The sequence below is a fragment of the Faecalibacterium sp. 9 genome (genome assembly GCF_048320955.1).
Lineage (GTDB): Bacteria > Bacillota > Clostridia > Oscillospirales > Ruminococcaceae > Faecalibacterium > Faecalibacterium wellingii.
In genome coordinates this window covers 284120-310123 of record NZ_JBLWGB010000002.1, presented here as the reverse complement: position 1 = coordinate 310123, position 26004 = coordinate 284120, and the positions used below count along the sequence as shown (strand labels likewise).

The 26004-nt window shown below is 55.9% G+C and carries 23 protein-coding genes; 1 reads left to right on the top strand and 22 read right to left on the bottom strand.

Going from position 1 to position 26004, the window contains the following annotated elements:
- Nucleotides 1–11 precede the first annotated feature (11 nt).
- From ACKXF9_RS09985 to ACKXF9_RS09900, 18 genes are all read right to left on the bottom strand, one after another.
- Nucleotides 12–1529 (bottom strand): nicotinate phosphoribosyltransferase, encoded by a 1518-nt coding sequence (locus ACKXF9_RS09985; protein WP_339394896.1) that lies wholly within the window; start codon nt 1527–1529, stop codon nt 12–14.
- A gap of 203 nt (nt 1530–1732) precedes the next feature.
- Nucleotides 1733–3247 carry an IMP dehydrogenase gene (locus ACKXF9_RS09980; protein ID WP_418266074.1) on the bottom strand — a complete coding sequence of 505 codons (1515 nt, stop codon included), beginning with the start codon at nt 3245–3247 and terminating at the stop codon, nt 1733–1735.
- A 573-nt stretch (nt 3248–3820) separates the two neighbouring features.
- Nucleotides 3821–4549, bottom strand: a complete 729-nt coding sequence (locus ACKXF9_RS09975) for an acyl-[acyl-carrier-protein] thioesterase (RefSeq protein ID WP_418266073.1) — start codon at nt 4547–4549, stop codon at nt 3821–3823.
- A 140-nt stretch (nt 4550–4689) separates the two neighbouring features.
- A complete protein-coding gene (locus ACKXF9_RS09970) occupies nt 4690–5922 on the bottom strand; it encodes an ABC transporter substrate-binding protein (RefSeq protein WP_418266072.1) in 1233 nt (410 codons plus the stop codon).
- Nucleotides 5922–6767, bottom strand: coding sequence for an ABC transporter permease (locus ACKXF9_RS09965; protein WP_418266071.1), 846 nt, complete (start codon nt 6765–6767; stop codon nt 5922–5924). The genes ACKXF9_RS09970 and ACKXF9_RS09965 overlap by 1 nt, the downstream gene beginning before the upstream one ends.
- Nucleotides 6767–7582 carry an ABC transporter permease gene (locus ACKXF9_RS09960; RefSeq protein ID WP_249238708.1) on the bottom strand — a complete coding sequence of 272 codons (816 nt, stop codon included), beginning with the start codon at nt 7580–7582 and terminating at the stop codon, nt 6767–6769. The genes ACKXF9_RS09965 and ACKXF9_RS09960 overlap by 1 nt, the downstream gene beginning before the upstream one ends.
- 9 nt (nt 7583–7591) lie before the next feature.
- Nucleotides 7592–8638 carry a spermidine/putrescine ABC transporter ATP-binding protein gene (gene potA, locus ACKXF9_RS09955; protein ID WP_249236668.1) on the bottom strand — a complete coding sequence of 349 codons (1047 nt, stop codon included), beginning with the start codon at nt 8636–8638 and terminating at the stop codon, nt 7592–7594.
- A gap of 317 nt (nt 8639–8955) precedes the next feature.
- On the bottom strand, nt 8956–9951 hold the full coding sequence (locus ACKXF9_RS09950) for a DUF4340 domain-containing protein (RefSeq protein WP_418266070.1): 996 nt from the start codon (nt 9949–9951) through the stop codon (nt 8956–8958).
- Between the two features lie 12 nt (nt 9952–9963).
- A complete protein-coding gene (locus ACKXF9_RS09945; protein ID WP_418266069.1) occupies nt 9964–11397 on the bottom strand; it encodes a Gldg family protein in 1434 nt (477 codons plus the stop codon).
- Between the two features lie 15 nt (nt 11398–11412).
- Entirely contained in the window at nt 11413–12285 is an 873-nt protein-coding gene (locus ACKXF9_RS09940) for an ABC transporter permease (RefSeq protein ID WP_418266068.1), read from the bottom strand.
- Nucleotides 12282–13256: an ABC transporter ATP-binding protein gene (locus ACKXF9_RS09935; protein ID WP_418266067.1), complete on the bottom strand. Its 975-nt coding sequence runs from the start codon at nt 13254–13256 to the stop codon at nt 12282–12284. Before ACKXF9_RS09935 ends, ACKXF9_RS09940 begins: the two co-directional genes overlap by 4 nt.
- A gap of 188 nt (nt 13257–13444) precedes the next feature.
- On the bottom strand, nt 13445–13645 hold the full coding sequence (gene rpmE, locus ACKXF9_RS09930) for a 50S ribosomal protein L31 (protein WP_005926533.1): 201 nt from the start codon (nt 13643–13645) through the stop codon (nt 13445–13447).
- 234 nt (nt 13646–13879) lie between these two features.
- Nucleotides 13880–15220 carry a TRAP transporter large permease gene (locus tag ACKXF9_RS09925; protein WP_339394905.1) on the bottom strand — a complete coding sequence of 447 codons (1341 nt, stop codon included), beginning with the start codon at nt 15218–15220 and terminating at the stop codon, nt 13880–13882.
- Between the two features lies 1 nt (nt 15221).
- Nucleotides 15222–15743: a TRAP transporter small permease gene (locus tag ACKXF9_RS09920; RefSeq protein ID WP_097774911.1), complete on the bottom strand. Its 522-nt coding sequence runs from the start codon at nt 15741–15743 to the stop codon at nt 15222–15224.
- 99 nt (nt 15744–15842) lie between these two features.
- Nucleotides 15843–16925: a TRAP transporter substrate-binding protein gene (locus ACKXF9_RS09915; RefSeq protein ID WP_339394906.1), complete on the bottom strand. Its 1083-nt coding sequence runs from the start codon at nt 16923–16925 to the stop codon at nt 15843–15845.
- Nucleotides 16926–17270: 345 nt separating this feature from the next.
- On the bottom strand, nt 17271–18281 hold the full coding sequence (locus tag ACKXF9_RS09910; RefSeq protein WP_339394907.1) for a TRAP transporter substrate-binding protein: 1011 nt from the start codon (nt 18279–18281) through the stop codon (nt 17271–17273).
- Entirely contained in the window at nt 18278–19087 is an 810-nt protein-coding gene (locus tag ACKXF9_RS09905; protein WP_339394908.1) for a response regulator transcription factor, read from the bottom strand. The genes ACKXF9_RS09910 and ACKXF9_RS09905 overlap by 4 nt, the downstream gene beginning before the upstream one ends.
- Nucleotides 19084–20607 (bottom strand): sensor histidine kinase, encoded by a 1524-nt coding sequence (locus ACKXF9_RS09900; RefSeq protein WP_339394909.1) that lies wholly within the window; start codon nt 20605–20607, stop codon nt 19084–19086. Before ACKXF9_RS09900 ends, ACKXF9_RS09905 begins: the two co-directional genes overlap by 4 nt.
- Before the next feature lie 137 nt (nt 20608–20744).
- Here ACKXF9_RS09900 and ACKXF9_RS09895 point away from each other — a divergent pair, with 137 nt between their 5' ends.
- Nucleotides 20745–21278 carry a YcxB family protein gene (locus ACKXF9_RS09895; RefSeq protein ID WP_249236678.1) on the top strand — a complete coding sequence of 178 codons (534 nt, stop codon included), beginning with the start codon at nt 20745–20747 and terminating at the stop codon, nt 21276–21278.
- A gap of 136 nt (nt 21279–21414) precedes the next feature.
- Here the strand turns inward: ACKXF9_RS09895 and ACKXF9_RS09890 are convergent, their stop codons facing one another.
- The 4 genes from ACKXF9_RS09890 to ACKXF9_RS09875 form a co-directional block, all read right to left on the bottom strand.
- Nucleotides 21415–23001 carry a mannitol dehydrogenase family protein gene (locus ACKXF9_RS09890; RefSeq protein WP_418266376.1) on the bottom strand — a complete coding sequence of 529 codons (1587 nt, stop codon included), beginning with the start codon at nt 22999–23001 and terminating at the stop codon, nt 21415–21417.
- Between the two features lie 5 nt (nt 23002–23006).
- Complete coding sequence (gene uxuA, locus ACKXF9_RS09885; protein WP_418266066.1) at nt 23007–24107, bottom strand: mannonate dehydratase; 1101 nt, start codon at nt 24105–24107, stop codon at nt 23007–23009.
- Between the two features lie 327 nt (nt 24108–24434).
- Nucleotides 24435–25541 (bottom strand): DegT/DnrJ/EryC1/StrS family aminotransferase, encoded by a 1107-nt coding sequence (locus ACKXF9_RS09880; RefSeq protein WP_418266065.1) that lies wholly within the window; start codon nt 25539–25541, stop codon nt 24435–24437.
- A gap of 5 nt (nt 25542–25546) precedes the next feature.
- The gene (locus tag ACKXF9_RS09875; RefSeq protein WP_294788056.1) at nt 25547–25987 is read right to left on the bottom strand and encodes a GNAT family N-acetyltransferase; all 441 of its coding nucleotides are present in this window, start codon (nt 25985–25987) and stop codon (nt 25547–25549) included.
- Between the last annotated feature and the right edge of the window lie 17 nt (nt 25988–26004).

The following is a 26004-nucleotide window of genomic DNA, read 5'->3' as shown; positions in this document are numbered from 1 at the left end:
AAGAAAAGCTTTTATACCTTACCGCCATGCAGCTCTGCATACATTTTGGAACGGCACTCGGCCACAGCCGGCGTCATATTCACATAGTGCTTATGCGGGCATTCCAGACGCAGTTCGCTTTCCCAAGTCTCCTCGGTGAGCTGCTTTGCAATGTAGGCCTTCTTTTCTGCAATAGAGGGCAGCTCAATGGCCAGCTGGCCGTTCAGGATGTGGGGCACCAGCAGCTTTTTGACCTTGGTGGGTGTGATGGTCACGGTGCGCTCGATGGCATCCGAGTCCAGATTGACCATGGTGATGGGTTTGCCGGCCTCGATGACCTCATCATCCATAGCGATCAGGTCGCACTGCGCCTGACCGTTCTCATCGTAGAGACGCCACGGCATCTTCTTGCCTGGGATGATAGCCTTGCTGGCAGAATCCGAGCACTTCATTTTGGGGGTATAGCTGCCATCCGGCTTCTTGACTGCCACCAGCTTGTACACACCACCGAACACGGGGTCGGAAGCGGAAGTGATCAGGTTTTCGCCCACGCCGTAAGAGTCAAAATGAGCGTGTTCGTACAGCTCCATGTTGGCGATCTTCTTCTCATCCAGACCGTTGGACGCCACCAGCTTGATGTAGGGCTTGCCTGCTGCATCCAGCGCCTTGCGCAGGCGCTTGGAGCCGCGGGCAAGGTCACCGGAGTCGATGCGGGCGCTCTTGACACGACGGTTCGGGTCGTTGGGATATTTTTCGATGAGGTAATCGTCCAGCTTAATGAGGTTGGGCAGACCACTCTCCATAATATTGTAGGTATCCAGCAGCAGGCTGACCGAATCCGGATAGGTATCTGCAAATGCTTTGAAAGCGTCGAACTCGGTCGGGAAGAACTCAATAAAGCTGTGCGCCACAGTGCCAACGGCCTTGACATCTGCGCCGAACTTCATCTCCGCCAGACAGTTTGCCGTGCCGACACAGCCGCCCAGAACAGCAGCGTATGCGCCATCGTTGCCAGCGCTCTTGCCCTGTGCGCGGCGGGTGCCGAACTCCATGACGCTGCGGGGCGTATGGGTGTTCAGGCCGGTGACACGGGTGGCCTTGGTCGCGATCAGGCTGTGGAAGTTCATGGTCTGCAGCAGGTAGGTTTCGATCAGGATCGCACCCACAAGGTCGCACTCAATGCGCACCATCTGCACATGCGGGTAGGCCACCGTGCCCTCGGGCAGTGCATACATGTCACCCTTCCACTGATAAGTGCGCAGATACTCACAGAATTCCTCGCTCATGCCTTTGGTGCGCAGCCACCAGATATCCTGCGCATTGAAATGATAGTTCAGCAGGAAACGGGTCAGCTTGCGCTGGCCGGCACTGATGGAGTAGCCCTGATTGTCCGGGTTCTTGCGGAAGAACATATCGAACACCAGGGTAGTATCCTTGAATCCGTGCAGGAAAAGGCAGTTGGCCATAGTAAATTCATAAAAATCCACGACCATTGCGGGGTTGTCGTAGTCCTCATCCGGGATGTAAGGCACAACCTTGATTTCGTCCATGAATAGTATCCTCTCTTCTTTGCACCTGACAAAGGCTTCCTCCGGCCTTTGCCGTTCCTCTTCCTTGTGGGAAGGTTTGCATGCCTGCCTGTCTTGACAGTGCGTTTCTATCATGATATCACCAAATGCGGGCTTGTTCAAGAGTTTTTATGCAAAAAACCGCCCGTGCCAGACGGCACAGGCGGCTTTGCAATCAAAAAAGCTTAGCCATTGATGATGTTGGGGGTAGCATTTTTGAGCACGACATCGTGGCTGCCGCCCTCCACAATGGAGGTGGAAGAAACAACCGTCAGCTTGGCCTTCTGCTGCAGCTCGGGAATAGACAGGGCACCGCAGTTGCACATGGTGCTCTTGACCTTGTACAGAGTGGTCTGCACGCCATCAGCCAGAGGGCCGGCATAGGGCACGTAGCTGTCCACGCCTTCCTCAAAGCTCAGCTTGGTGGAGCCGCCCAGATCGTAGCGCTGCCAGTTGCGGGCACGGTTGGAACCTTCGCCCCAGTACTCCTTCATATACTGGCCATTGATGCGAACCTTGTTCGTGGGGCTCTCGTCAAAGCGGGCGAAGTAACGGCCCAGCATGACGAAGTCGGCACCCATAGCCAGAGCCAGCGTGATGTGATAATCGTGAACGATACCGCCATCGGAGCAGATCGGCACATAGATACCGGTCTCCTTGAAGTACTCGTCACGAGCCTTTGCTACCTCGATGACAGCGGTAGCCTGACCGCGGCCAATGCCCTTGGTCTCGCGGGTGATGCAGATGGAGCCACCGCCAATGCCGATCTTTACAAAGTCTGCGCCTGCCTCGGCCAGGAAGCGGAAGCCCTCGGCATCCACAACATTGCCTGCGCCCACCTTGACGGTATCGCCGTAATGCTCACGGATCCAGCCAATGGTGCGGCTCTGCCACTCGGAATAGCCCTCAGAAGAGTCGATGCACAGCACATCCACACCGGCTTCCACCAGTGCAGGCACGCGCTCGGCATAGTCGCGGGTGTTGATACCGGCACCCACCACATAGCTCTTGTTGGCATCCAGCAGCTCATTGGTGTTCTTCTTGTGAGAATCGTAGTCCTTGCGGAACACCATATATTTCAGGTTGCCCTCAGCATCCACCAGAGGCAGAGTGTTGATCTTGTTGTCCCAGATGATGTTGTTGCAATCGTGCAGAGAGGTATTCTCCGGGGCGGTGACCAGCTTTTCAAGCGGAGTCATGAAAGTGGTGACAGGGGCATCATCCGGGGTGTGGTTGATGCGGTAGTCACGAGATGCCACAATGCCCAGCAGCTTACCGTTGGGCGTGCCATCGGCGGTAATGGCAATGGTGGAGTGGCCGGTGCGTGCCTTCAGCTCCAGCACATCGTGCAGGGTGGCAGTGGGGGCCAGATTGGAGTCGGACACGACATAACCAGCCTTGAAGCTCTTGACGCGGCGCACCATAGCGGCTTCGTTTTCAATGCTCTGAGAACCGTAGATGAAGGACACACCGCCCTGACGAGCCAGTGCAATGGCCAGCTTATCGCCGGAGACCGACTGCATGATGGCGCTGATCATGGGGATATTCATCTGCAGAGGGCACTCTTCCTGACCCTTGCGGTACTTGACCAGAGGGGTCTTGAGGCTGACAGCAGTGGGAACGTTTTCAGCGGAGGAATAGCCGGGGATCAGCAGGTATTCACCGAAAGTGCGGGAAGGTTCTTCATAGAAATAAGCCATGTTCAAACTCCTTTTCTCTCAACGCATCAAAAACGGAAACAGCAAAAGCATAAAACGAATTTCATGTTTGCGGTGTATAAATTGATTGAATATACTTTACCACAAAGACAGCCAGAATACAAACCCCTGCCGCGCCAAACTTTGTAAATGTCCTTTGCGGAAAAACAGACAAATTGACCACCAAAACGAGGTAAGGTCATACTTTCCCGCGCGGGAAGTCATTTTGAGGGTGCAGAGGATGCAAAAAAGCTCGTCCAGAACGGACGAGCTTTTTTGCACACGAAGCGGGATACCGCCTGTGCGGCACATGGCTCACGAACTGTGAAGGAGAACAGTCGGAGGAGGAGAACCTGTGCCCGATATCCCTAAAACAAGAAGAAAAAGATTTCACACTCAGCTGGGCTTGTGCCCTTGCTGTAACCATATTGTAACTCTTTTGAAACCAATTTGCAATAGCTTTTCTGTAATTTCTTTGTAATAATTTTTGAACTTTTTGTGGACAGAAAAAATCCCGTTCTCAGATCTCCCTTTGGGAGCAGCTGGCGCTGCGCGTTCACCGGCAGTATTTCTTTTTTACTTTCCCAGCTCCAGATAGCATTCAAAGCTGGTCTGGCCGTTATGCCTGCCGATAACATACCAGCCGTCTGCGGAGGGCGCGTAAAGCACTTCTACCGTCTCCCCCAGAGGAATTTCCCGGTGATAATTGATAGAGGCAAAGGTAACAGGGGCCTTGCGCACTATTTCCAGCGGCAGGGCGTCGCAGACAAGATCCAGATAGAAGGCATTGTTCAGGTGGCCGTTCAAGTCACACTGGGAATAATACACCGTCCACTCCCCTGCGCTGATCAGGCCGTCCTTGCACTTATGCAGCAGCAAAGGAAGTTCGTCCTCTACGGTGTCGTTCCAGAAACCTTCCACCGTCCAGCCCGGCTCCCGCAGGATGCGGCCCTCCGTAAGGCTGGCCACGATCCAGCGGCAATCCACCATTGCCACCTCTTTGCCCTCGGCATCGGTAAGTGTGGTGATGCGTTTGACGGAGCCGTGTTTGCTGACCTGCGCCCGGGAGGTAAGGGTCAGCGTTTCGGCACGCTGCGGCACACGGCTGAACTTCAGAGCCTGTTTGCCCACCAGAAAGGTCACGCCGCGATCCTTGAAGAACTGGTCATCCATACCAAAGGCGCGGGCGTGGTCTGTCGAAATCTGCTCCACATAGCGCAGCAGGGCGCTGGGCTTGAGCAGGCTGCGGAAGTCGGCGTCTGCATTCATAACAGTCATCGTTTCCGTGTAAAAATATTGTTCCATGGTTTTCCCTCTTTCTATAAAAAAGGCTGCCGCACCTTGTTCTGTGCAGCAGCCTCCTTTGCGTTCAGAACCTGTTTTCGTAAGCAGTATTGGCTCAAAAGGCCCTTCATGCAGTGGGCAATACTTATGAAAACGATTCCTCAATACTGATTGCGGGCACGCTTGCGCACCTTGCGCCAGATGTTGAAGCAGGCCAGCGCCACCATAGCTGCCAGCAGCGCAAGGAACAGCAGACTGCTGCCGCCTTCGTCGTAGCTCTTCATTTCGCTCCACTTTACATCCAGTTCGCTGTTCACATCGTCGCTCAGGGCGGTGAACACCTTTTCCTTAGCGGCAGCTTCCTCCGGCGGATAAGCGATCTCGCTCTCCTTCAGATCCTCGTCCAGCACCTCCCACACATCATGCATGGGGGTGGTGTAGCCGATGTACTCGGCGTTTGCCTTGCCGATATCCGTCTCACACATGAAGTTGATGAACATTTCTGCAGCTTCCTGATGCTCACTGGCAGCAGGAATGGCCATGCAGTCCACAGACAGCACGCTGCCCTCCTCCGGGAACACCCATGCAAGGTCGGGGTTGTCATCGATCATGGTGATGGCATCGCCGGAGTAGTACACGCCGATGGCTGCCTCGCCGCCGATCATCTTATCGAAGATCTCGTCCATGACGTATGCCTGCACCAGCGGCTTCTGCGCCTTGAGTTCCTCCACCACCTCGTCCACTTCTTCGGTAGACTGCGGGTTGATGTTGTGGCCGCTCTTAAACGCAGCTATGGCGTAGGCATCGCGGCTGTTGTTGAACATCAGGATATTGCCTGCGTACTGCTCGTCCCACAGATCAGCCCAGCTGGTGGGTGCTTCGTCCACCATGGTGGTATTATAAATGATGCCGGTGGTACAGAGCATGTAGGGCACAGTGTAGGCATTCTGCGGATCGTAATCCGGATCCACATATTCCGGATCGATCTTTTTGAAGTTCGGGATATTGTCGTAGTTCAGAGGCTTGAGCATCCCCTCGGAGATCATTTTCGCCACCATGTAATCCGACGGAATGACCACATCGTAGTCGGCTGCACCGGACTTGAGCTTGGCGTACATGGATTCGTTGGAGTCAAAGGTAGTATAGTTCACCTTGATGCCGGTGAGCTGCTCAAACGCAGACACCACATCCACGCTGTCGTCCGAACCGTTGGAGATATACTCGCCCCAGTTGTAAACGTTGATGGCGACATTCTGGCCCTTGAAGCGGGTCCAATCGTAATCATCCGATACCGAGACGTCCTCCGTGACTTCGATGGTGCCGGCAGCAAAGGCGGGCAGTGCACAGCAGACCATCATTGCCAGCGCCAGCAGCAAAACAGCAAAACGTTTCATCACACGCCCTCCCCTCTCAGCGCCTTCTGATCGCGGCGGTAATTGCGGCTTTCCATCGCATTGGAGAACAGGATGATGCACAGAATGACCACAAACATAATGGTGGACAGTGCATAGATCTCCGGGCTGACCTTTTTACGGGTCATGGAATAGATGGCGATGGGCAGGGTCTCCACCGTGCCGCAGTTGAAGTAGGAGATCATAAAATCGTCGATGGAGTAGGTCAGGCAGATCAGGAAAGCGGACAGGATGGCCGGGCTGATCTCCGGCAGAATGACCTTGAAGAAGGCCTGTCTGGGGTCACAGCCAAGATCCAGCGCAGCCTCATACAGCTTGATGTCCAGCTGCTTGAGCTTGGGCGTCACGTTGAAGATAACATATGGCACATTGAACGCGATATGTGCAATGAGCAATGTCGGGAAGCCCATGATGGTATCCGGCAGCCATGAGACGCCGCCGGCGAAGCGCTGGTAGGCCACGAACAGCAGCATGAGCGAAATGCCGGTGATGATCTCCGGGTTGACCACCGGGATATAGGTGATGTTGGTGACGACAAGGCGGCTCTTGCGGCCCATGGACGCAATGCCCAGACTTGCCGCTGTACCCAGCACAGTGGCAATGACCGCAGAGATCAGAGCCACCTCCAGCGAGACCAGCAGCGCATGCAGGATAGCGGAGTTGTGCAGCAGGCTGGAGTACCACTTGATGGTAAAGCCGGTAAAGAGCGAATAGCCCTTGGACTGGTTGAAGCTGAATACGATCATGTATGCGATGGGCAGATACATGAAGCAGAAAAACAGAATGATATAGACACGCTGCATCAGGCGCAGATGTTTCGTTTTCATCAGGACACGCCCTCCATTTCATCTTCATCAAAGCTGGAGGTAAAGCTCATGCACAGCAGCACAATGATCATCAGCACCAGGCTCATGGCAGAGCCTACGTTCAAGTTGTAGCTGTTGCCCAGAAACTGCATTTCGATCAGATCACCAATCAGCAGATTGGAACCGCCGCCCAGCATACGGCTGATGACAAAGGTGGACACCGCCGGGACAAACACCATGGTGATGCCGGTGCTGATGCCGGGCACGCTCATGGGGATGAGTACCCGCACAAGGGTCTTGGTGGTAGAAGCGCCCAGATCCTGCGCAGCTTCCACAAGGCTCTGGTCGATCTTGGTCATGCTGGTGTACAGCGGCAGGATCATATAGGGCACATAGTTATACACCATGCCAAGCACCACCGCGCCGGAAGTGTTGAGCATATTGAAGGGGCCAAGGCCGAACACGCCCAGCACAGCATTCACGGGGCCGTTGACACTGAGCAGGCCCATCCATGCATAGGTCCGCAGCAGGAAGTTCATCCACATGGGCAGCATGACCAGCATGAGCATGATGTGCTGTTTGTTCACCCGCAGGCGGGAAAGGAAATAGCCCACCGGGAACGCAATGACCAGACAGATGACCGTGGCAATGAGGGCCAGCAGCAGGCTGCGGGCAAACACCGAGCCGTAGCCGCTGATGGAGGTGAGGTTGTCCAGCGTAAAGGCGCCGTTTGCATCGGTGAACGCATAGTACACAACGATAATCAGCGGCACCACCGTGAACAGCACCATCCACACGAAGTAGGGATAGGCCAGTTTTTTATCGTAAATCTTCATCATCGCGGCTCACCCCTCCGAACGCGCCATGATATGGATCTCGTTGGGGCCGATGCGCATACCAATGGTCTCACCGGGTGTGCAGGCGCGGGTGGAGTGGATGAGCCATTCACGGCCCTCGCATTCCACATGCATTTCAAAGTGGACACCCTTGAAAATGACGTCGTTCACAACGCCCACCAGCTGACCTTCCACAGGCGATACCACCTCGATATCCTCGGGGCGCACTACCACCTGCACGCTCTGCTCGCGGGCAAAGCCGCGGTCCACACAGGGGAAGTCCACGCCGGAGAAGGACACCAGAAAATCCCGGTGCATCACACCGTCCACAATGTTGGAATCCCCGATAAAGTCTGCCACAAAGGCGTTCTTCGGTTCATTATAAATATCCTCGGGTGTGCCGATCTGCTGCACCTTGCCGCCGTTCATGACCACAACGGTGTCGGACATGGTCAGGGCTTCTTCCTGATCGTGGGTGACATAAACAAAGGTAATGTTCATTTCACGCTGCAGGCGCTTGAGCTCCAGCTGCATTTCCTTGCGCAGCTTGAGATCCAGCGCACCAAGGGGTTCGTCCAGCAGCAGGATCTCCGGCTCGTTCACCAGACTGCGGGCAATGGCAACGCGCTGCTGCTGACCACCGGACATCTGGCTGATGCTGCGGCGCTCGAAGCCTTTCAGTCCCACGACTTCCAGCATATTGCGCACCTTGCGGCGGATGGTTTCTTCGTCCAGCTTTTTCAGACGCAGACCAAAGGCCACGTTCTCGAACACATTCAGGTGCGGGAACAGTGCATACTTCTGGAAAACGGTGTTCACCGGGCGCTTATAGGGCGGCACGCCGGTGATGTCCTCACCTTTCAGCAGCACTTTGCCGGCATTCGGCTCCAGAAAACCCGCGATCAGGCGCAGAGTGGTGGTTTTGCCGCAGCCGGAGGGACCCAGCAGGGTCACGAACTCTTTGTCATGGATGTCCAGATTCAGCCCATCCAGAATGCGCTGACCATCAAATTCCACTACAATATCACGCAGTGAAACGATCACCGAGTTGTCCATTTTTTACTACATCCTCCTTGTAACTCAGATACGAAAAAAGACAGGGCTCTGCCCCATCCCTCGTACCAGGGCGACTTGGAGTCTGCTTGCCCAACCATCACACTTTGGCGGTAAAAGCAGACTCGACCCCGCACAACCTCCATGACGAACCTTAAAAATACAAAAACATTGCGCAGTTATTCTACCCTGTCCCGTCTATCTTAATCAATCTTTGCTGAAAAGTCAATCACTCTGCCGCTGTTTGCCGAAACTTTACACGCTGCAGCAAAAAAACATACGCCGCAGCGGAGTTTCCGCATACGGCGTACATGGATTTTTCATTCTGTTTTCAGCTCGGCAGCTGTTATCAGAAGGGCCTGTACAGTGTCAAGGTCAACCGCATAGACGGAGCTGTCCCCATCCACCATCATCCAGCAGCCGTCTGCATTTTCGGCGTAGTGGAGGGTCACGCTCCCATCGGCAGAGGCGGCCCGCACCGTTGCAAGGGGTGCATCAAAGCCGTAAGCGGCAGGGTCAGCATTCGTCACCTGCGCCGAGACGTATCCGCCAAGGGCCGACAGGATGCTCTGCAGCTTGGCTTCGTCCAATTCAGCCGCCGGGTCATCGGTCAGCCGCCAGACCGTCTGGTAGGCAGTGGAAGCAGCGGCGCTTTCGGAAGAAGCATCTGCTGAATTGCTGTCCGTTTCCGCCGTTTCCGATACGGCTGTCAGCGAGAGTGTTCCTGCATCTGTTGCGATGGAGACGCTCTCCAGCACAGAAGCTGTGAGTCCTGCCGGGTTGAACGCGCCAAAGAGATCCGCTTTAGTCTGTTCAAAGCAGGCTGCCTTGTTGCCGGAGACGGTGTAAATGGCATCATCTCCGGTTTTTTGCACGTACAGATCCCCTGTGACAGGGTTCTGGCTGCCAAAGGCAAAGGTGTTTGTTTCGCCTGCCGCTGTTACCGTGACAGTAACGACCGGGTCTGCAAGGCCGTAGTCCTCACCGGGCTGAGCCGTGAGCTGGCGCTTAGCGTTCAGGGATGCCAGCGCTGTGACCATGGTGTTGCAGGCAGATGCATCCAGATGATAGCCCGGGTCATCCGCCAGCGTCCAGCTTCCGGAATCGTAATTTAGGGTAAGCGTTTCGCCGCCATAGGCATACCGGATGCTGGTCACATCGCCTGCCGCAAAAGAAGAAAGCACAATGCTGCCTTCTGCTGCAGCGCTGGACGCTACTTCTTCTGCAGCATTGCTGCGGGTGATGAGCCACAGCAGCCCGCCCAGCACAAGCACCATTGCCAGAAGGACGGTCAAAGTGCGCTGTTTCGTTTTCATTCTGCGGCCCCCTTATCTGCGGCGGCGCAGCAGCACGAACACGGCACCCGCAATGAGCACCGCTGCAGGCAGCACGAACACGAACACCATGGCCAGCGCCATGGAAGTGGAAGCTGCCACTGTGATGGGGGCTGCTTCCAGTGCTTTTGTATCGATGAGCATGCTCTGTCCCACCAGCGCAGCGGCGCAGCTCTGCAGGAAGGTCAGGTTGCCCGGGATGGACTGGTATACCTGCTCACTGTCCACATTGGGGCAGCCCACCCAGATTACCTCCGAACCGGCAGACTCATTGCGTGCCCACGCGGCCAGCGCAAAGGGGCCATCCGTATCGCCGGATTCTTTGGCAGTGGTGGCCGCCTCATTATAGTTCAGCTTGCTGTAGGCGTCCCCGGTGGTGTTCAGCAAGGGTTCTGCCGTAACGCCGTCCGTTTCGGCAATGGTGATGCCCTGTGCCACCGAAAGCATGACATGGGTATTCTGGCTCACACCGTCCAGAACGGTGCTTTCGTCATCGTCGGAGGCGTGATCCGGAAACAGCGAATACGGGTAGCCGTACAGTGCATGGCCTGCATCGCCCTCCACCACGATGCCCGGCTCACGGGCAAGGCCGAACTGTGTCATTACAGCGTCCAGATTCGGCGTATCGACAAAGGCACTGGTCATCAGCAGCACTTTGCCGCCGTTTTCCAGATAGGCCTGCAGCTGCGCGATCTCGTCCACAAGACCGTCGGAGGCAAAATCCGAAGCAGGCGCATTGATGATCAGCAGCCCGCAGTCCTCTGGGATGGTGCCTGTTAGCAGATCCAGCGGCTGCAGGTCGATATTCTGGGCTTCCAGCGCTTCGGTCAGCGAGGAAGTAGGGGCCTGCTCACCGTGGTTGGTGGTGTAGAAGGCATGGCTTTCTGCCCCGGAGGTCAGCTTGTAGATGGCCGAACTGATCTGCTTTTCGCCTGCAAACGTCACATTTGCAGAGCCGGTGGTGTAGTAATCGGAGTAGTCGTATTCGTAGAGCTCAGCGGCGTCCAGCACCACGCTGTTCTCGCCGCTGACCACGATCAGGCTGCCGGTGGATACATTCTCTGCACCGTACTGGGACGCAAAGGCCGGATAGAGGGCGGGGTCTTTCTGTTCCCAGTGGAAACGGCTGCTCTCATCGGCATAGTGATCCAGCAGCTTGCTCACAATGGCGTCTTCGCTGCCGGTCTCGCAGAGGTAGTAGACCGTCACATCCTGATCAAGGCTCTGCATCAGCTGTCTGGAGCTGTCGCCCAAAGTGTACATCTTGGCGGCAGAGAGATCGAACTCGGTGTACTTGGACGGGATCGCACCTGCCAGCAGGTTGACCAGTACCGCCAGCACGATCGCTGCCGCCAGAATGGCCGTGGAATACAGCCCGCTGCGGAACACTTTGCCGTTTGCGGAGGAAGTGAGCTTGAATTTTTTCATATCATTGTCCTCCTCTCAGTTCCAGCGGCGTTTTTCCAGTCCCTGCGCCGTAAAAAACAGAAATAGTACGATCACGGTGAGGTAATACACCAGTGTCGGAATGGAAAAGCTGTTGTTGACGAACTCTTCAAAGGGAGTGAACAGACACAGCGCGCTGAGCACTGCGCTGAAGGCTTCGGTCAGCCAGCTGCTTTGCAGCAGGAACAGTGCCGTCAGCACCACACAGCAGCCTGCAAAGGTCAGACAGCCCAGCGTGAAGCTGCGGGTGCGCAGACCAGCCACCACACTGAGCACTGCCGCGACCGCGGTAAACAGGGCCAACGCCACCGCGCTGCCGGCAGTAAACAGGTTGCGCAGGCTGGGCATCATATAGGCCAGAAGCAGCGCAGCCACACCTGCCACGGCGGCAATGATCTGGTTCTCGGTCAGGCTGGAAAGAAACACGCCGATGGCAATGGCCGCACAGCCCATAAGAAAATAGCAAAGCAGTGCAGCAAAATTTGCCGCTGTAGCAGTGCCGGATGCACCCAGTGCAGCCAGTACCAGGATCATGACTGCATCCACAAGGCACGGCAGCGCAAAAATGACACACAGTGCCAGAAACTTGCCCAGCACGATGCCCCACACGGATACCGGACTTGTGAGCAGCAATTGGTCGGTGCGGGTGCGGCGTTCCTCCGCAAAGCAGCGCATGGTCAGCACCGGGATATACAAAAGCAGCACAAAAACCGTGCGGTACAGCGTATAGTAACCAAAATCCGTCAGGCCATAGCCCAGATTCAGGGCTATAAAATAGATGGCCGTTGCTGCCAGCATAAAGGCTGTGAGCACATAGCCGATCATGCCATGAAAGCTGCTGCGGACCTCGCGTTTGAAAATGGCGATCATTCAGCCTTTCCCTCCTCTTCTTCATCGTTTTGATCGGACTCGCCCTTGGTCAGGGCAAGGAAGATCTCTTCCAGCGTCCTGCTCTCGGCGGCAAGGGCCAGCACCGTGCATCCGGCCCGCGAAAGAGCCCGGGATACCTCAGCACGTCGGTCGGCAGCATCCACGCTTTCTGCGGTAATAGTCACCTGACCGTCAGCTTCACTTTCCAGCGCTACCCTGCGGATGCCCGGAATCTCCCCCACCGCTTTGAGCACGGCCTTGCCTTCGCCCAGCACGGTGGCGTGCAGCCGGCTGCCGGAATCCAGCATACCGGCCAGCTGTTCCGGTGCGCCCACCGCCACCAGATGCCCCTTGGACAGGATCAGTACCTGACTGCACACCGCCTGCACCTCGCTGAGGATGTGGCTGGACAGAATGACCGTATGGGTCTTGCCCAGTTCCTGAATGAGCCTGCGGATCTCAATGACCTGCGCAGGGTCAAGTCCCACGGTGGGCTCATCCAGAATGATGAGCTGCGGCGCACCCAGCAGTGCCTGCGCAATGCCCACACGCTGGCGGTAGCCCTTGGACAGGCTGCGGATGAGCCGGGGCAGAACATCCTCCAGCCCGGTGCGGCGGGCGGCGCGCAGCACCTGTTCTTTGCGCTCTGCTTTCTTTTTGACGCCCTTGAGCTCTGCCGCAAAGTCCAGATACTCCTGCACGGTCATTTCCGGATAGAGTGGCGGCTGCTCGGGCAGGTAGCCCACACAGGCCTTGGCCTGCTGCGTCTGTTCCGGCAGACTGAAGCCCGCCACCTTAACTTCGCCGCTGGTGGGTGCAAGGTAGCCGGTGAGGATATTCATAATCGTAGATTTTCCGGCACCATTGGGCCCCAGCAAGCCGAAGATCTGACCATCCCCCACTGTAAAGGACAGATCCTCAATGGCAGGGTGCGTGCCATACTTTTTGCTCAGATGAGATACTTCGATCACAGCAAACGCTCCTTTATTCGTCTAATTCAGTGCTGGTATATTTTAGACGGAAAATGTGTAAAAATTGAGACAATCCTGTGGTGAGAGGCCAAAAGAATTCTTAAGAATCATTAAATCTGCATTTTTGTATACAAAATAAAACAAAAAAGCACCGTCTCCCAAAGGAAACAGTGCTCAGAAAACCATAATTACTTACGGCCGAAACGCTTGTTGAAGCGCTCAACACGTCCGCCGGTGTCAACCAGCTTCTGCTTGCCAGTGTAGAAAGGATGGCACTTGGAGCAAACTTCGACGTGGATCTCAGGCTTGGTGGAACGAGTCTTAATGACGTTGCCGCATGCGCAGGTGATGGTGCAGTCAACGTAGTTCGGATGGATACCCTGTTTCATTCTTTTCACCTCATTTCTGGTTCTGACTTATCGGGGCCATATTGTAAATGTATGTGCCCATCACAACCTTCAATATCGGCTACCCCGTCGAGCGGCCTTGGAAACGATTGCCTTACTATTATAGCACGATTCCGACAGAATGCAAGAGGGAAAATAAAGTTTTTTGCATACAAAAAAGCCCCCTGCACTTTCATGCAGAGGACTTTTGCAGGTTTGCCTTACACCGTCAGGCCATCAGTGGATGAACACAGGGCCCAGCGGGTTGGTGATGGGGCTGACGTAGCCGCCCAGCAGCTTGGGGATCGCCAGGCTGATATCGGGCACGAAGGTCAGCAGCAGCAGTGCAACGAACATGCACAGGTAGAACGGCAGGGTTGCCTTGACGACCTTTTCCATCGGGCGCTTTGCAACGGCAGAGCCGATGAACAGCACAGCGCCGACAGGAGGAGTCAGCAGGCCGATGCCGCAGTTCAGGACCACGATGATACCGAACTGGATGGGATCGATGCCGATGGAGGTTGCGATGGGCAGCAGGATGGGGGTAGCGATCAGGATGATGGGAGCCATATCCATGATGCAGCCCAGAATCAGAATGATCAGGTCGATCAACAGAGCAATGATGTAGGGGTTATCAGTGACGCTGGTGATGGCATTTGCAGCCAGATCCGGCACATGCAGCATGGTCAGGCAGTTGCCGAAGACCGCAGAGGTAGCGATCAGGATCAGCACGATGGACAGAGTGTTCACGCACTCATCCAGTGCATGCCAGACGCCCTTCCAGTCCAGACCCTTGTAGATGAACACCGACACGAACAGAGAGTAGATAACTGCAATAGCTGCAGATTCGGTAGCGGTGAACACACCGCCAACAACGCCGAACACAACGATGACAACAGCGGCCAGTGCCCAGATGGAAGTGCCCAGCTGCTTAACGAAGCCCTTGATGCTGAACGGAGAGCCCTTGGGGTAATTCTCCTTGACCGAGATGATGTAGGAACCGATCATCAGGACGATGGCCAGCAGAGCGCCGGGCAGATAACCTGCCAGGAACAGGCTGCCGACCGAGATGCCGCCGGCAGTGGTGGCATAAATGACCATGTTGTGGCTCGGAGGAACCAGCAGGCCCTCGCAGGAGGAGGTGATGGTAACAGCGGTGGAGAAGTCGGCGTCGTAGCCCTGATCGACCATCATGGGGATCATGATGGAACCGATGGAAGCGGTATCTGCAGATGCAGAACCGGAAATGCCGCCGAAGAAGTAGGATGCAACGATGTTGACCATTGCCATGCCGCCGCGCATCCAGCCTACACAGGCGTCAGCCAGAGCGATCAGCTTTTCAGAAATGCCGCCGGAGCCCATGAGCACGCCCATGGTGATGAAGAACGGCACGGCCATCAGGCTGAAGGAAGAGATGCCCTTGACCATCAGACGGCAGACATCGGTCAGTGCCTGTCCCTGCACCATCAGGCACAGCACGCTGGAAAGGCCAACGGCGTATGCAATGGGGAAACGCAGGAAGATCATTACAAAGAAGCTGACAAGAAGGACAATGATTGCCAGTGTCTGAACTGTCATATTACACTTCCTCCTTTACAAAAATGCTCTTGATGTGGTTGTACAGTGCCTCGATCTCGAAGATGATCATGGCAACACCGGCCAGAGGCACCGGGAAGTACATCCAGAAGCGGCTCAGCCAAGGCATGGACACGTAGAAGCCACGGCCGCCCAGAGTGGTGGCATAGTTCCAGCCGACCACCATCATGATGACGCCCAGAATGCACACGGCAAGGTCGGCCAGAATATCCAGCACCTTGACGGCGATCTTGGGCAGATACACGTCAAACGCAGTCATGCGGATATGGGCACCGCGGCGGATGGCCAGAGCAGCACTCAGCACAGCCATGTAGCTCATGCAGGTCAGCACAACTTCTTCCGACCATGCCGGGTCCGGGATGAACGAGACGTAACGACCGATGACCGACATGGTAGTGATGAGGATATCTGCGATCAGCAGCAGCTTGCAGATAAACAGAACCACTTTGTAGGTGATGTCGTACGCCGGCTTGATCTTATCCAGAGTGGTAAAGATTTTCGGCATATGAATTCCTCCATATAAAAAAACCGGCAGGTCTGCGGGCGTATCCCGTAGTCCCCCGCCGGGCTATGTACTATCTCAGAACAGGAAAGGCTTTTTCAATTATGCCTTCATGTCCAGCAGCTGCTGATACAGCTCAGCCTGATCGGAGGTGTTCTCGCTGATGACCTTAGCGCAGGCCTCCTGCCAAGGTGCCTTGTCGTCAACATCCACAACATTGCAGCCGGAGCTCTTCAGCTCATCCAGGACCTTGTTCTCAGCGGTCTCGGACAGGTCTGCATTGAAGGCCTGCGTATCAGCACCAGCCTCCATGATGGCAGCCTGCTGGTTCTCGGTCAGCTTGCCCCATGCGTTATCGGTGATAACAGCCTGAACAGCACCCAGAGTGTGGCCGTCCAGGATCAGGTTGTTAGCAACCTCGGGGAATGCATTGGACTTGTAGTTTGCGATGGGCTGCTCAGCACCATCCACAACGCCGGTCTGCAGTGCGCTGTACAGCTCACCGAAGGAAACGACGGTGGGGTTAGCGCCCAGACCCTCGACCAGGCCGTTCATGACGGGGTCGTTGGACACGCGCAGCTTCAAGCCCTTGAAATCATCAATGCCGGAAACAGGGTTGACCGTGAAGAAGTGACGGAAGCCCTCTTCGCCGTAGAAGACACCACGAACGGGCAGGCCCAGCTCCTGAGGCTCGTTCAGGAACTCAGGTGCCAGATCGCTGTTGGCGAAGTTCCAGAAGTGTGCGCGGTTCTCGAAGGTGAAGGGGATGGACAGCAGCTTGGACTTGTTGCAGCCGTAGCTGGTCAGTGCAAAAGCGGAGATACGGCTCATATCGATGGAGGTAGAACCGCCCAGGATTGCGTCCAGAACGTCGTTCTCAGAGCCCAGAACACCGGAAGCCTGCACATCGATGACGACGGAACCTCCGGTCAGCTCTTCTACCTTCTCCTTGAAGTGGGTAGCGGTCTGGCCAACGATGGTATCCAGCGGGTTGACCTCGGCGTAAACCAGAGTCACCTTGGGATCGTTTGCAGCAGCAGTAGCATCACCAGCAGCGGAAGCAGCTGCAGAAGAAGCGGTGGATGCAGCAGTAGAGCTGCTGGAACCGCCGCATGCGGTCAGAGCAGCAGCAGCGGCAGCTGCACCTGCGACTGCCAGAAAGCTACGACGAGAAATCTTTTTCATAAGTAAGTCCTCCTTAAATCTCCCGAACAGCACGGCCTGCACAGGGCCCGGATGCTGTTCATTTACTGTACACACTTTAGCAAATTTTTTTAACTGAAACAAGGGCTTTCAAAAAATGTCCTGTTTTTTGAAAAAATGTCAGAATTTCTTTTGTGAAAAACGCCAAACGCTTTACTTTTTGTTTGTGCACCTTTTACTAACAGATGGATACATTCCTGTATTCAATAGAAAAACAAAGTGCTGGATGCCCTCCCCTTTTGGGTCCAGAGCACACAGCACTTTGCCGGTTCTTTATTCTGTTTTCCTGATTCCTTTGCCCATCTTTTCCGGGCTTTGCTGTGAGGCTTATGCCTGCTGGATGCGGGCGATAAGCCCGCTCTGCTCTGCAAACAGGTCGTACATGGGCTGAACCGCCGCACGGAACTTTTCTTTTTCCGCCTCATCCAGCTCGGTCACTTCAATACCGACCGCACGCATGTTCTCTTCGGATTCCGCTTCCTGCTGCGCCCAGAGCTTCCGCTCCACCTTGGCGCTCTCCCGGGCGCACATGCGGATGATCTCCGGATAGCTCTCACCCAGTTCGGCCAGCTTTTCCATCACCATGGGGCTTGCCAGCTGCACTTCCGGCACGCGGGTGTGCTCGTCCTTCAGAAAATACGGTGCCACCTCGTAGTGACCCATGGCCTCGTAGCTGGGCCAGTTGTTCTCCGCGCCATCGATCTCGCCGTTGTGCAGAGCGGCATACACCTTGCTGTACACCACCTTTACCGGCTTTGCGCCGAGGTCGGTGATCATTTCGCTCATCATGTCCGATTCCTGCACGCGGATGGTCAGGCCCTGCAGATCCGCAAGGCCTGTCACCTTCTGCCGGGTGTAGATGCTGCGCACACCGGCATCAAACCATGACAGTCCCGTCAGCTCCAGCGACTCCAGCATGGAGAGGAACTCGTCGCCGATGGTCCCATCCAGCACGCGCCACATCTGGTCAGCGTCGGTGTAAAGGTACGGCAGCTGCAATACGCTCAGCGCCGGCTCGTACTCCGCCAGCTGGCTGAGGGACACGCGGGAGAAGTCAATGCCGCCAAACTGCATCTGCTGGATCACGCTCTGCTCCGCGCCCAGCTCTCCCCCGCTGTACACCAGCACTTTGACCCGTCCATTGGTGCGCTGGGCTACAAGGTCTGCAAAGGCCAGCGCTGCCTGCGTAGTAGGATAATCCTCCGGCTGGTTCTCTGCATAGCGCAGGATCAGCTCTGCCCCCGGCTCGTCCTGTACCGGCTGGTGGCCGCAGCCGGCCATCGGCAGGGTCAGCACCGCCGCGCCGAACAGGGCGGTGAGCATCTGACGGCGGGTCACAGGCGGGCCTCCCGAATCGTCTTTGCCGCCTCTTTGCGGTACTGGGTAGGCGTCATGCCGGTGCGCTTCTTAAAAGTACGGGCAAAATAACTGGAATCCTCGTAGCCCACCATGGAAGCTACCTCCGCTGCCGAACGGAACGGGTCGGTGAGCAACTCCTTGGCGGCGTTGATGCGCAGTTCGGTCAGGCAGTCCAGAAAGTTGGTCTTCTGGTATTTTTTGAACTGTGCGGAAAGATACGCCGGGCTGATATGCAGGATCTCGCTCACGCTGTCCAGTGAGAGGTCGAACATGTAGTTATCCTCCATGTACTTGCGTACGTGGGCCATGACCAGTGCGTTGCGGTCATTCTCCCCTGCTTCGGCGGCATCGCTTTCCGGATCCGCTTCCGGCTCCGGCTCCACCGGAGCCAGCTCGGCAAGGCGGCGGCCCGCTTCGATCTGGCGCATGGCCTTGCGGATCGATGCCTCCACCTCGTCCGGGTTCACCGGCTTGAGCAGGTAATCACAGGCGCCCAGATGCATGGCCTCGTGGGCATACTGGAACAGGCTGTAGGCCGTGACGAAGATTACCTTGCACTCCGGGCGCTGTTCCAGCACCGCACGGGCCGCATCCAGACCGTTCATGCCGGGCATTTCAATATCCATCAGGATCAGGTCTGCGCCCCACAGCACCGCCGTATCTGCCGCCTTGCGGCCATTTTCGGCTGTCTCAATGGTGATCTCGTGCTCAAAGCGGCGGGCAACGATATCCTCCAGAGCTTCTCTTTCCAGTACTTCGTCATCCGCGATCAACAGACGAATCATTCCTCAAACTCCTCCTCATTTTCCACCAATGGCAGGTACAGCACCACCGCCGTACCACGTCCCGGATGGGACCGTATCACAAGGCGGCTGTTCCGGTCCAGCAGACGCAGACGGGCCGCCACATTATAGATGCCAATATGTTCCCAGCGCTCACCGGGCTGACTGAGCGCCCCGCGCAGCTGCTGTAATTGTTCCGGCTGGATGCCCACGCCGTTATCTACTACACGGATGCACAACAGGTGTTTTTCCCGCAGCGGGTTGACCCGGATGCGCACCACACCGCCCTCCTCTTTGGGGCAGATGCCGTGCTTGAAAGCATTTTCCACGACAGGCTGCAAAATAAAGGACGGCACCATGGTCTCGGTTAGATCCAGCAAATCGGAAATGCGCCACTCCATGCGCACACGCTCGCCAAAGCGGACGTGGTAGATGGAATAGTATTCATCCACAATGCGCACCTCGCGGGAAAGCGGCACCTGTTCATCGTTGCTCATCAGGCTGTAGCGCAGCAGGTGCGAAAGCGCCATGATGAGCGCCTGCGTACGGTAGGCCGTCTCGGTACCGGCGGTCTGCTGGATCACATTCAGGGTGTTGAACAGAAAGTGCGGGTCGATCTGGCTGCGCAGCTGCTGCAGCCGGCTGCGCTCCATGCGGTTCTGCAGCTCCAGTGCTTCGGTCTTCTGGCGGTGCAGCTCCCGCTCGATCTCGTTTTTCTCCTGCAGGGTGGTCACCTGCTGGGCCATGGAGTGCTTCATGATGTTGAAGGACTCGGCCAGCTGAGCGATCTCCGGCTGCTTGGGCAGCGGGATATCCGGGATGTCGAATTTGCTCCGGCCAATGGCGCGGGATGCTGCGATCATCTGCTGCACCGGCGTGAGCAGCCGCATGACCATCAGGCCACTGACGCAGCCCAGAGCCACGCACAGGGCCACCACGACCGTCTGCAGCAAAACAATGCGCTCGTTCAGCGCCGAGATGACGGTGTAGGAACCCTGTGCATCCAGAATGGCCGTTTCCAGCAATTGCAGGGTGTACTGGCTCAGATAATCCCCGCAGGGCAGGATCTTTGCATAGTAAAGCTGCGAGGCTGCAGCATCATCCCCGCTGCGCAGGTCGCTCTGCAGCTCTTCCAGCAGGCCGGTATAGGTCTGGTAGACGGTATCCACCGCGCCGTACAGAACCCGCTGCTCATCACTGACATTCTCCAGCTCTTCCAGACTGGTGCCGATGCGCCACAACCACGCATTGCAGGTCGAGGACGCAGACTGAAGCCGTTCCATGAGCTCGTCCGTTTCGCTGTTCTCCCAGCGGTAGTTTTCCAGCACGGAAATAGAGCTTTCCACACCGCCCTGAAAGCGGCTGATGGCATTGAAGCTGCCCATCTGCGCGTCCTGTACCGCCTGCACTGCTCTGGACTGGTAGCCATTGAGCGCGAGCTGCATGGCAAAGGCCGCAAAAAATGCTGCCAGACACAGGCCCATGCGCTGCTTGAGGGTAAAACGCCATTTGCGGTGCTGCAATGCCTGCCGCCTCCCTTTGTTTTATAATAGTTTATTCTACCACGCATTGGGCCGGATTGGCAAGGTTTGTACGGGTTTCTCTTGCCTAAACCGCACAATTGTGGTACGATGCCTATAAATACAAAGGAGGCGACTCTATGTCCCATACCATTTCCGTTTCCACCACCATGGATGGACCCGGCTTCCATGATTTTGCCGTGTTTGACGCATTCCATCACCGCAAAGCATGGCTGCGTCCCGCCATTTTTGCCGCCATTATGCTGGCTTTTGCCGCCGTCTGCCTTTCGCAGCTGGGCAAGCGCCCGGGCGCCGGGCTGCTGGCCGCTGTGCTGGCCATTGTGGGCATCGGCCTGCCGGCAAGCTACTTTTACTCTTTTTTTCACAGCGTTTCCAAACAGATCCGGCAGATGCATCTGCCGCGGGCCTTCTACCGCGTGGAGCTGGCCGATACCGGCATCGCCGTGTGGATGTACGGCCAGCAGGACAAGCCCGAACCCACCAACCGCCACGCATGGGACAATTTTTACTGTGCCTACCGCACAGACAACGCTGTGTACCTCTACGTGGAAAAAGAAAAGGCCTACTTACTGAATGACCGCATGGAAGCGGTATGGCAGTTTTTGACCGGCATCCTGCCAAAGGAAAAGCTGCATGACTGCCGAAAAGCATAAGATCCAGCATACATACAAGCAAAAAGAACTGCTGATGAGATATCAGCAGTTCTTTTTTGTATATAAAAAACCCACGCTGCGGCAAAGCAAAGCGCAGCGCGGGTGCGAAGATATCTTAAATTATTGTGTCAGCAGATCAACGGGCCAGCGTATACTTGTGCAGAGTCTTGCGCACAGCGCCGGGGCCTGCAAACAGCTCCTTGGCCATGGACTCGATCTTCTCGCCCAGACCAACGGCATACAGATCCACACCGAACACGTCAACACGGCTGTACAGCTTCTTCAGGCAGCTGAAGTCCTGCTCGCCTTCCTTAACCTCCAGCGGAGCAACGATGGCCTGCAGTTCAGCCAGCAGCGGATCGGTAGAAGGCTCAAAGGCCTGACCATTGTCGTCGATGCCCTTCAGGTAGCGGGCATAGCCTGCCAGCACCAGCGGGATCAGGATCAGGTTGCTCTTGTCCAGACCACGTGCCTCGTATGCCTTGATCGTCTCACCAAAGCGGATGGCCAGCTTCTGAGAGGTATCGGTTACGATACGCTGGGGAGCATCGGGCATGAAGGGGTTGGGCAGACGGCGGTTGATGACAGCGCCGATGAACTCATAGGGGTTCAGCACGCCGGGATCAACGACCACAGGCATGGCCTCGATATAGCCGATCTTCTGAATGAAAGCACGCAGATCCTCGTCTGCCATCTCGGCAGAGATGAGGGTGTAGCCCAGCATGCAGCCATAGATGGACATGGCAGTGTGCAGGGGGTTCAGGCAGGTGCAGACCTTCATCTTCTCGATCTTGTCAACGGTCTCGCGGCTGCAGTACAGCACACCGCCCAGCTCCAGCGGAGGACGGCCATTGGTGTAGTGATCCTCGATGCACAGGTACTGGGTCTCCTCGGCGTTGACGAAGGGTGCAGTGAAGGTGTGCTTCTCGGTGACGATGGTGTAGTTGTCCTCAAAGCCGTCGTCAGCCAGCATCTTCTGCACCTTGGCGTCCGGGCGCGGGGTGATCTTGTCGATCATGCTCCAGGGGAAGGTGATCTTGGTCTCGTCCTGCACATAGGCCAGAAACTCGGCGGGCACCAGACCCTGCTCCACCCACTTTGCGGCGTAGGTGTGGACAGCATTCTTAACCTTATCGCCATTGTGAGAGCAGTTGTCCATGCTCTGAACGGTCAGGGGCAGCTTGCCGGCCTTGAAGCGCTCGTACAGCAGAGCAGTGACCTTGCCCATAGCCAGCACGGGGGTCAGGCCGCGCTCCAGATCAGCAGGAGCAACGCTGTAGCCCTTCTCGGTGATGGTGAAGGAGATCATCTGCAGGCTGGGGTTCTGGAAGATCTCCACCAGACGTGCCCAGTCCTCGCCGAAGGAGTAGTCAGCCTTCAGGCTCTCGGTGACGGAAGCCACGACCTTCTTCTCGATCTCGCCGGTGGACTTCAGGCAGACCAGCAGGCTCATATTGTCGTAGGGACGATAAGCCTTGTCGATGATCTCGTAGTCGAAGCTCTCGGCCACGATGACACCGCGGTCATACTTGCCGGTGTTCAGCGCATCGTTCAGGATGGCAGCCGGGAAAGCGCGGAAGATGTTGCCTGCACCAAAGTGCACCCAGGTGGGCTCGGCGTGGGTCTTGGCCTTGACAGCCTCAATATCGAATTTGGGCAGCTCATAGCCCTTTTCTGCCCATTCGGCAGACAGATTGCCATTTTTGATCTCAGACAGCTTCATATTCATCAGCCCTTCTTTTTCTCTTCATCCAGACGATCCAGCAGATCCCAGACACCCAGCATATACTGGACGCCCAGAGCACGGTCATACTTGCCGTAACCGGGACGGCAGTTGCCGGGGCCTTCCTCCCACAGCTGACGGCCATGGTCGGGACGGATGTAACCCTCAAAGCCGCAGTCATGGTAAGCACGCAGCACCTCGATGATGCCGGTCTCGCCGCAGCAGTCGCGGTGAGCAGCCTCGGAGAAGTCACCGTTGGGGAAGTGGTGGATGTTGCGGATGTGACCAAAGGCAATGCGGTCGCAGTGCTTGCGCACGATCTCGGCACAGTTGTTGTTGGGGTTTGCGTTCAGGCTGCCGGTGCACAGGGTCAGGCAGTTGTACGGATCATCCACCATGCTCAGGAAGCGGTCGATGCTCTCAGCATCCACCAGCAGACGGGGCAGGCCGAAGATATCCCAAGGGGGATCGTCCTGATGGATGGCCATTTTGATGCCGCACTCATGGCAGGTGGGCATCAGTGCTTCCAGGAAGTACTTCAGATTTTCCCAGAGCTTTTCCTTGGTGACAGGAGCATAGGCCTTGAACAGCTCGTCCAGCTTTGCCATGCGCTCCGGCTCCCAACCGGGGAAGGTCATGTTATACTTCTCAGTGAAGGACATGATGTACTCAGCCATAGCCTTGTAATCGCCCTTGATCTTATCCTTCTCATAGAACAGTGCAGTGGAGCCGTCGCCCACGGGGTGGAACAGATCGGTACGGGTCCAGTCGAACACCGGCATGAAGTTGTAGCAGATGACCTTGACACCGAACTTGGACAGGTTGCGGATGCACTGCTTATAGTTCTCGATGTACTTGTCGCGGGTGGGCAGGCCGATCTTGATGTCATCGTGGACATTGACCGACTCGACCACGTCCATATCAAAGCCGTAGGCGTGGATCTGATCGGCTACCTTCTGGATCTCGTCCACTTCCCAGATTTCACCGGGCATTTTGTCGTGCAGCGCCCAGACGATGCTGGTCACACCGGGGATCTGCTTGATGTCGCTCAGGCTGATGGGATCGTTGCCCTCGCCATACCAGCGCCAACCCATTTTCATAGGCATAGGAAAATCCTCCTGTTTTATATTTTTTGCTTTGCATTTTCCGCGCAACCGTGTGCCGCGCTCTTGTACTTATATTCTAGTATATCAGTTCATTTTTTTCAATGGACGCTTTGCCGGAATTTAGTGTTTATTCTTGTATACTTTAGACAAAAAGGACAAAAATCTCCTCTCATGCAGGCAAAAATCCGAAAGTTCGTTTAGAAATTCACGATCTTTGCGCTCTCGCGGCGGGACAAACAGCTCCCCTTCTGCGTGGTGTTTCTCCCCTGCCCCACAAAAAATCCGCCGGGCACAGACACCCGGCGGACAGTTTTTCCTATATTGATATTACAGTTTCTGCTCTAAGACGATCTTGCAGATGCGGTCCACATCCTCCATGGAAAGGTCGGCATACAGCGGCAGGGTCAGCACCCGTTTTGCCACATGCAGAGCCACCGGCGTTGCGTCCACATCGTATTTACCGTGGAAGCACTCGAAGGTGTTGGTGAGCGGATAAAAATACTTGCGCGCGCCTATTCCGTTTTGGGCCAGTGCATCCATTACCTCATTGCGGCTGGCACCAAAGAGATTTTCGTCGAACACCACCGGGAAATAGGCGTAGTTGGACCTGACCTCTGGCTGCTGCACATTCAGGCGCAGACCGTCCACGCCTTCCAGATGCTCACGGTAGCGCTCCACTACGGCCCTGCGCTTGGCGATCTCCTCATCCACATGACGCAGATTGCACAGACCCATAGCGGCACAGAACTCGTTCATCTTGGCGTTGGCGCCCACGGCATCCACCTCTTCCGGGCCGTGAATGCCAAAGTTTTTCAGCTCGTACAGCCTGCGGCCCATATCCGGGTCCCGATAGCAGACCGCACCGCCCTCAATGGTGTTGAACACCTTGGTGGCATGGAAGCTGAAGCAGGAGGCATCGCCAAAATTACCGATGCCCTGCCCTTTATAGGTCTCGCCAAAGGTATGGGCGGCATCGTACAGCACCTTCAGACCATACTTGTGGGCGATGCGCTCGATCTCTTCGATGTTGCAGATATTGCCGTACACATGTACCGGCAGGATGGCACAGGTTCGGTCGGTGATGAGCCGCTCGATCTGGGTCACATCCATGGTGTAGGTCTCGGGGTCGATATCACAGAACACCGGTTCCAGTCCATTGCGCACGATGGCGTGGGTGGTGGACGCAAAAGTGAACGGCGTGGTGATGACCTCGCCCTGCAGATTCATGGCCTGCAGAGAAAGCTCCAGCGCCATGTGGCCGTTGGTGAGCAGCTCCACAGCAGGCACGCCCATGTATTTTTGCAGTTCAGCCTGCAGGGCCTTGTGCTTTTCGCCCATGTTGGTCAGCCAGTGGCTGTCCCAGATGGAGCGGATCTCTTCGATGTATTCTTCCATGCTGGGCATGGAGGAACGGGTAACAAGGATATCATTCATTTTTCTCACTTCCCAAAATTCCACACCAAAAAGCTACTGTTTCTCTCAGAAGTTCGTTCTAGCACAAAACCGTGCTTCCGATAAAATTTCTGTGCGTTTGCATTGTCATCATCTACTTCCAGCCGAATCTTCTCCATACCGGCCTTCTGCGCCTCCGACGCACAATAATCCAGCAGTTGACTTCCCAGCCCTGTCCCCTGATATTTATTCCGAATACCAATCAACGAAATATACGCTGTTTTTGTATTCATATCATTGGTATAGATTGCCGCCATGCCAACACAGACGCCATCGTCCAGCATTGCAACAACATTTGCGTTTTGGGCTAGTTTTTCGGCATACGCTGTAAGTTCCACACGCTGTGACAGTGTGCAAAACTCTACTGAAAATGATTGGAGCAGTGTCAAAACATCAGAACCCGTCTGAAGTTTTTTATAATCTATCATACCATTTTCCAGCTTTC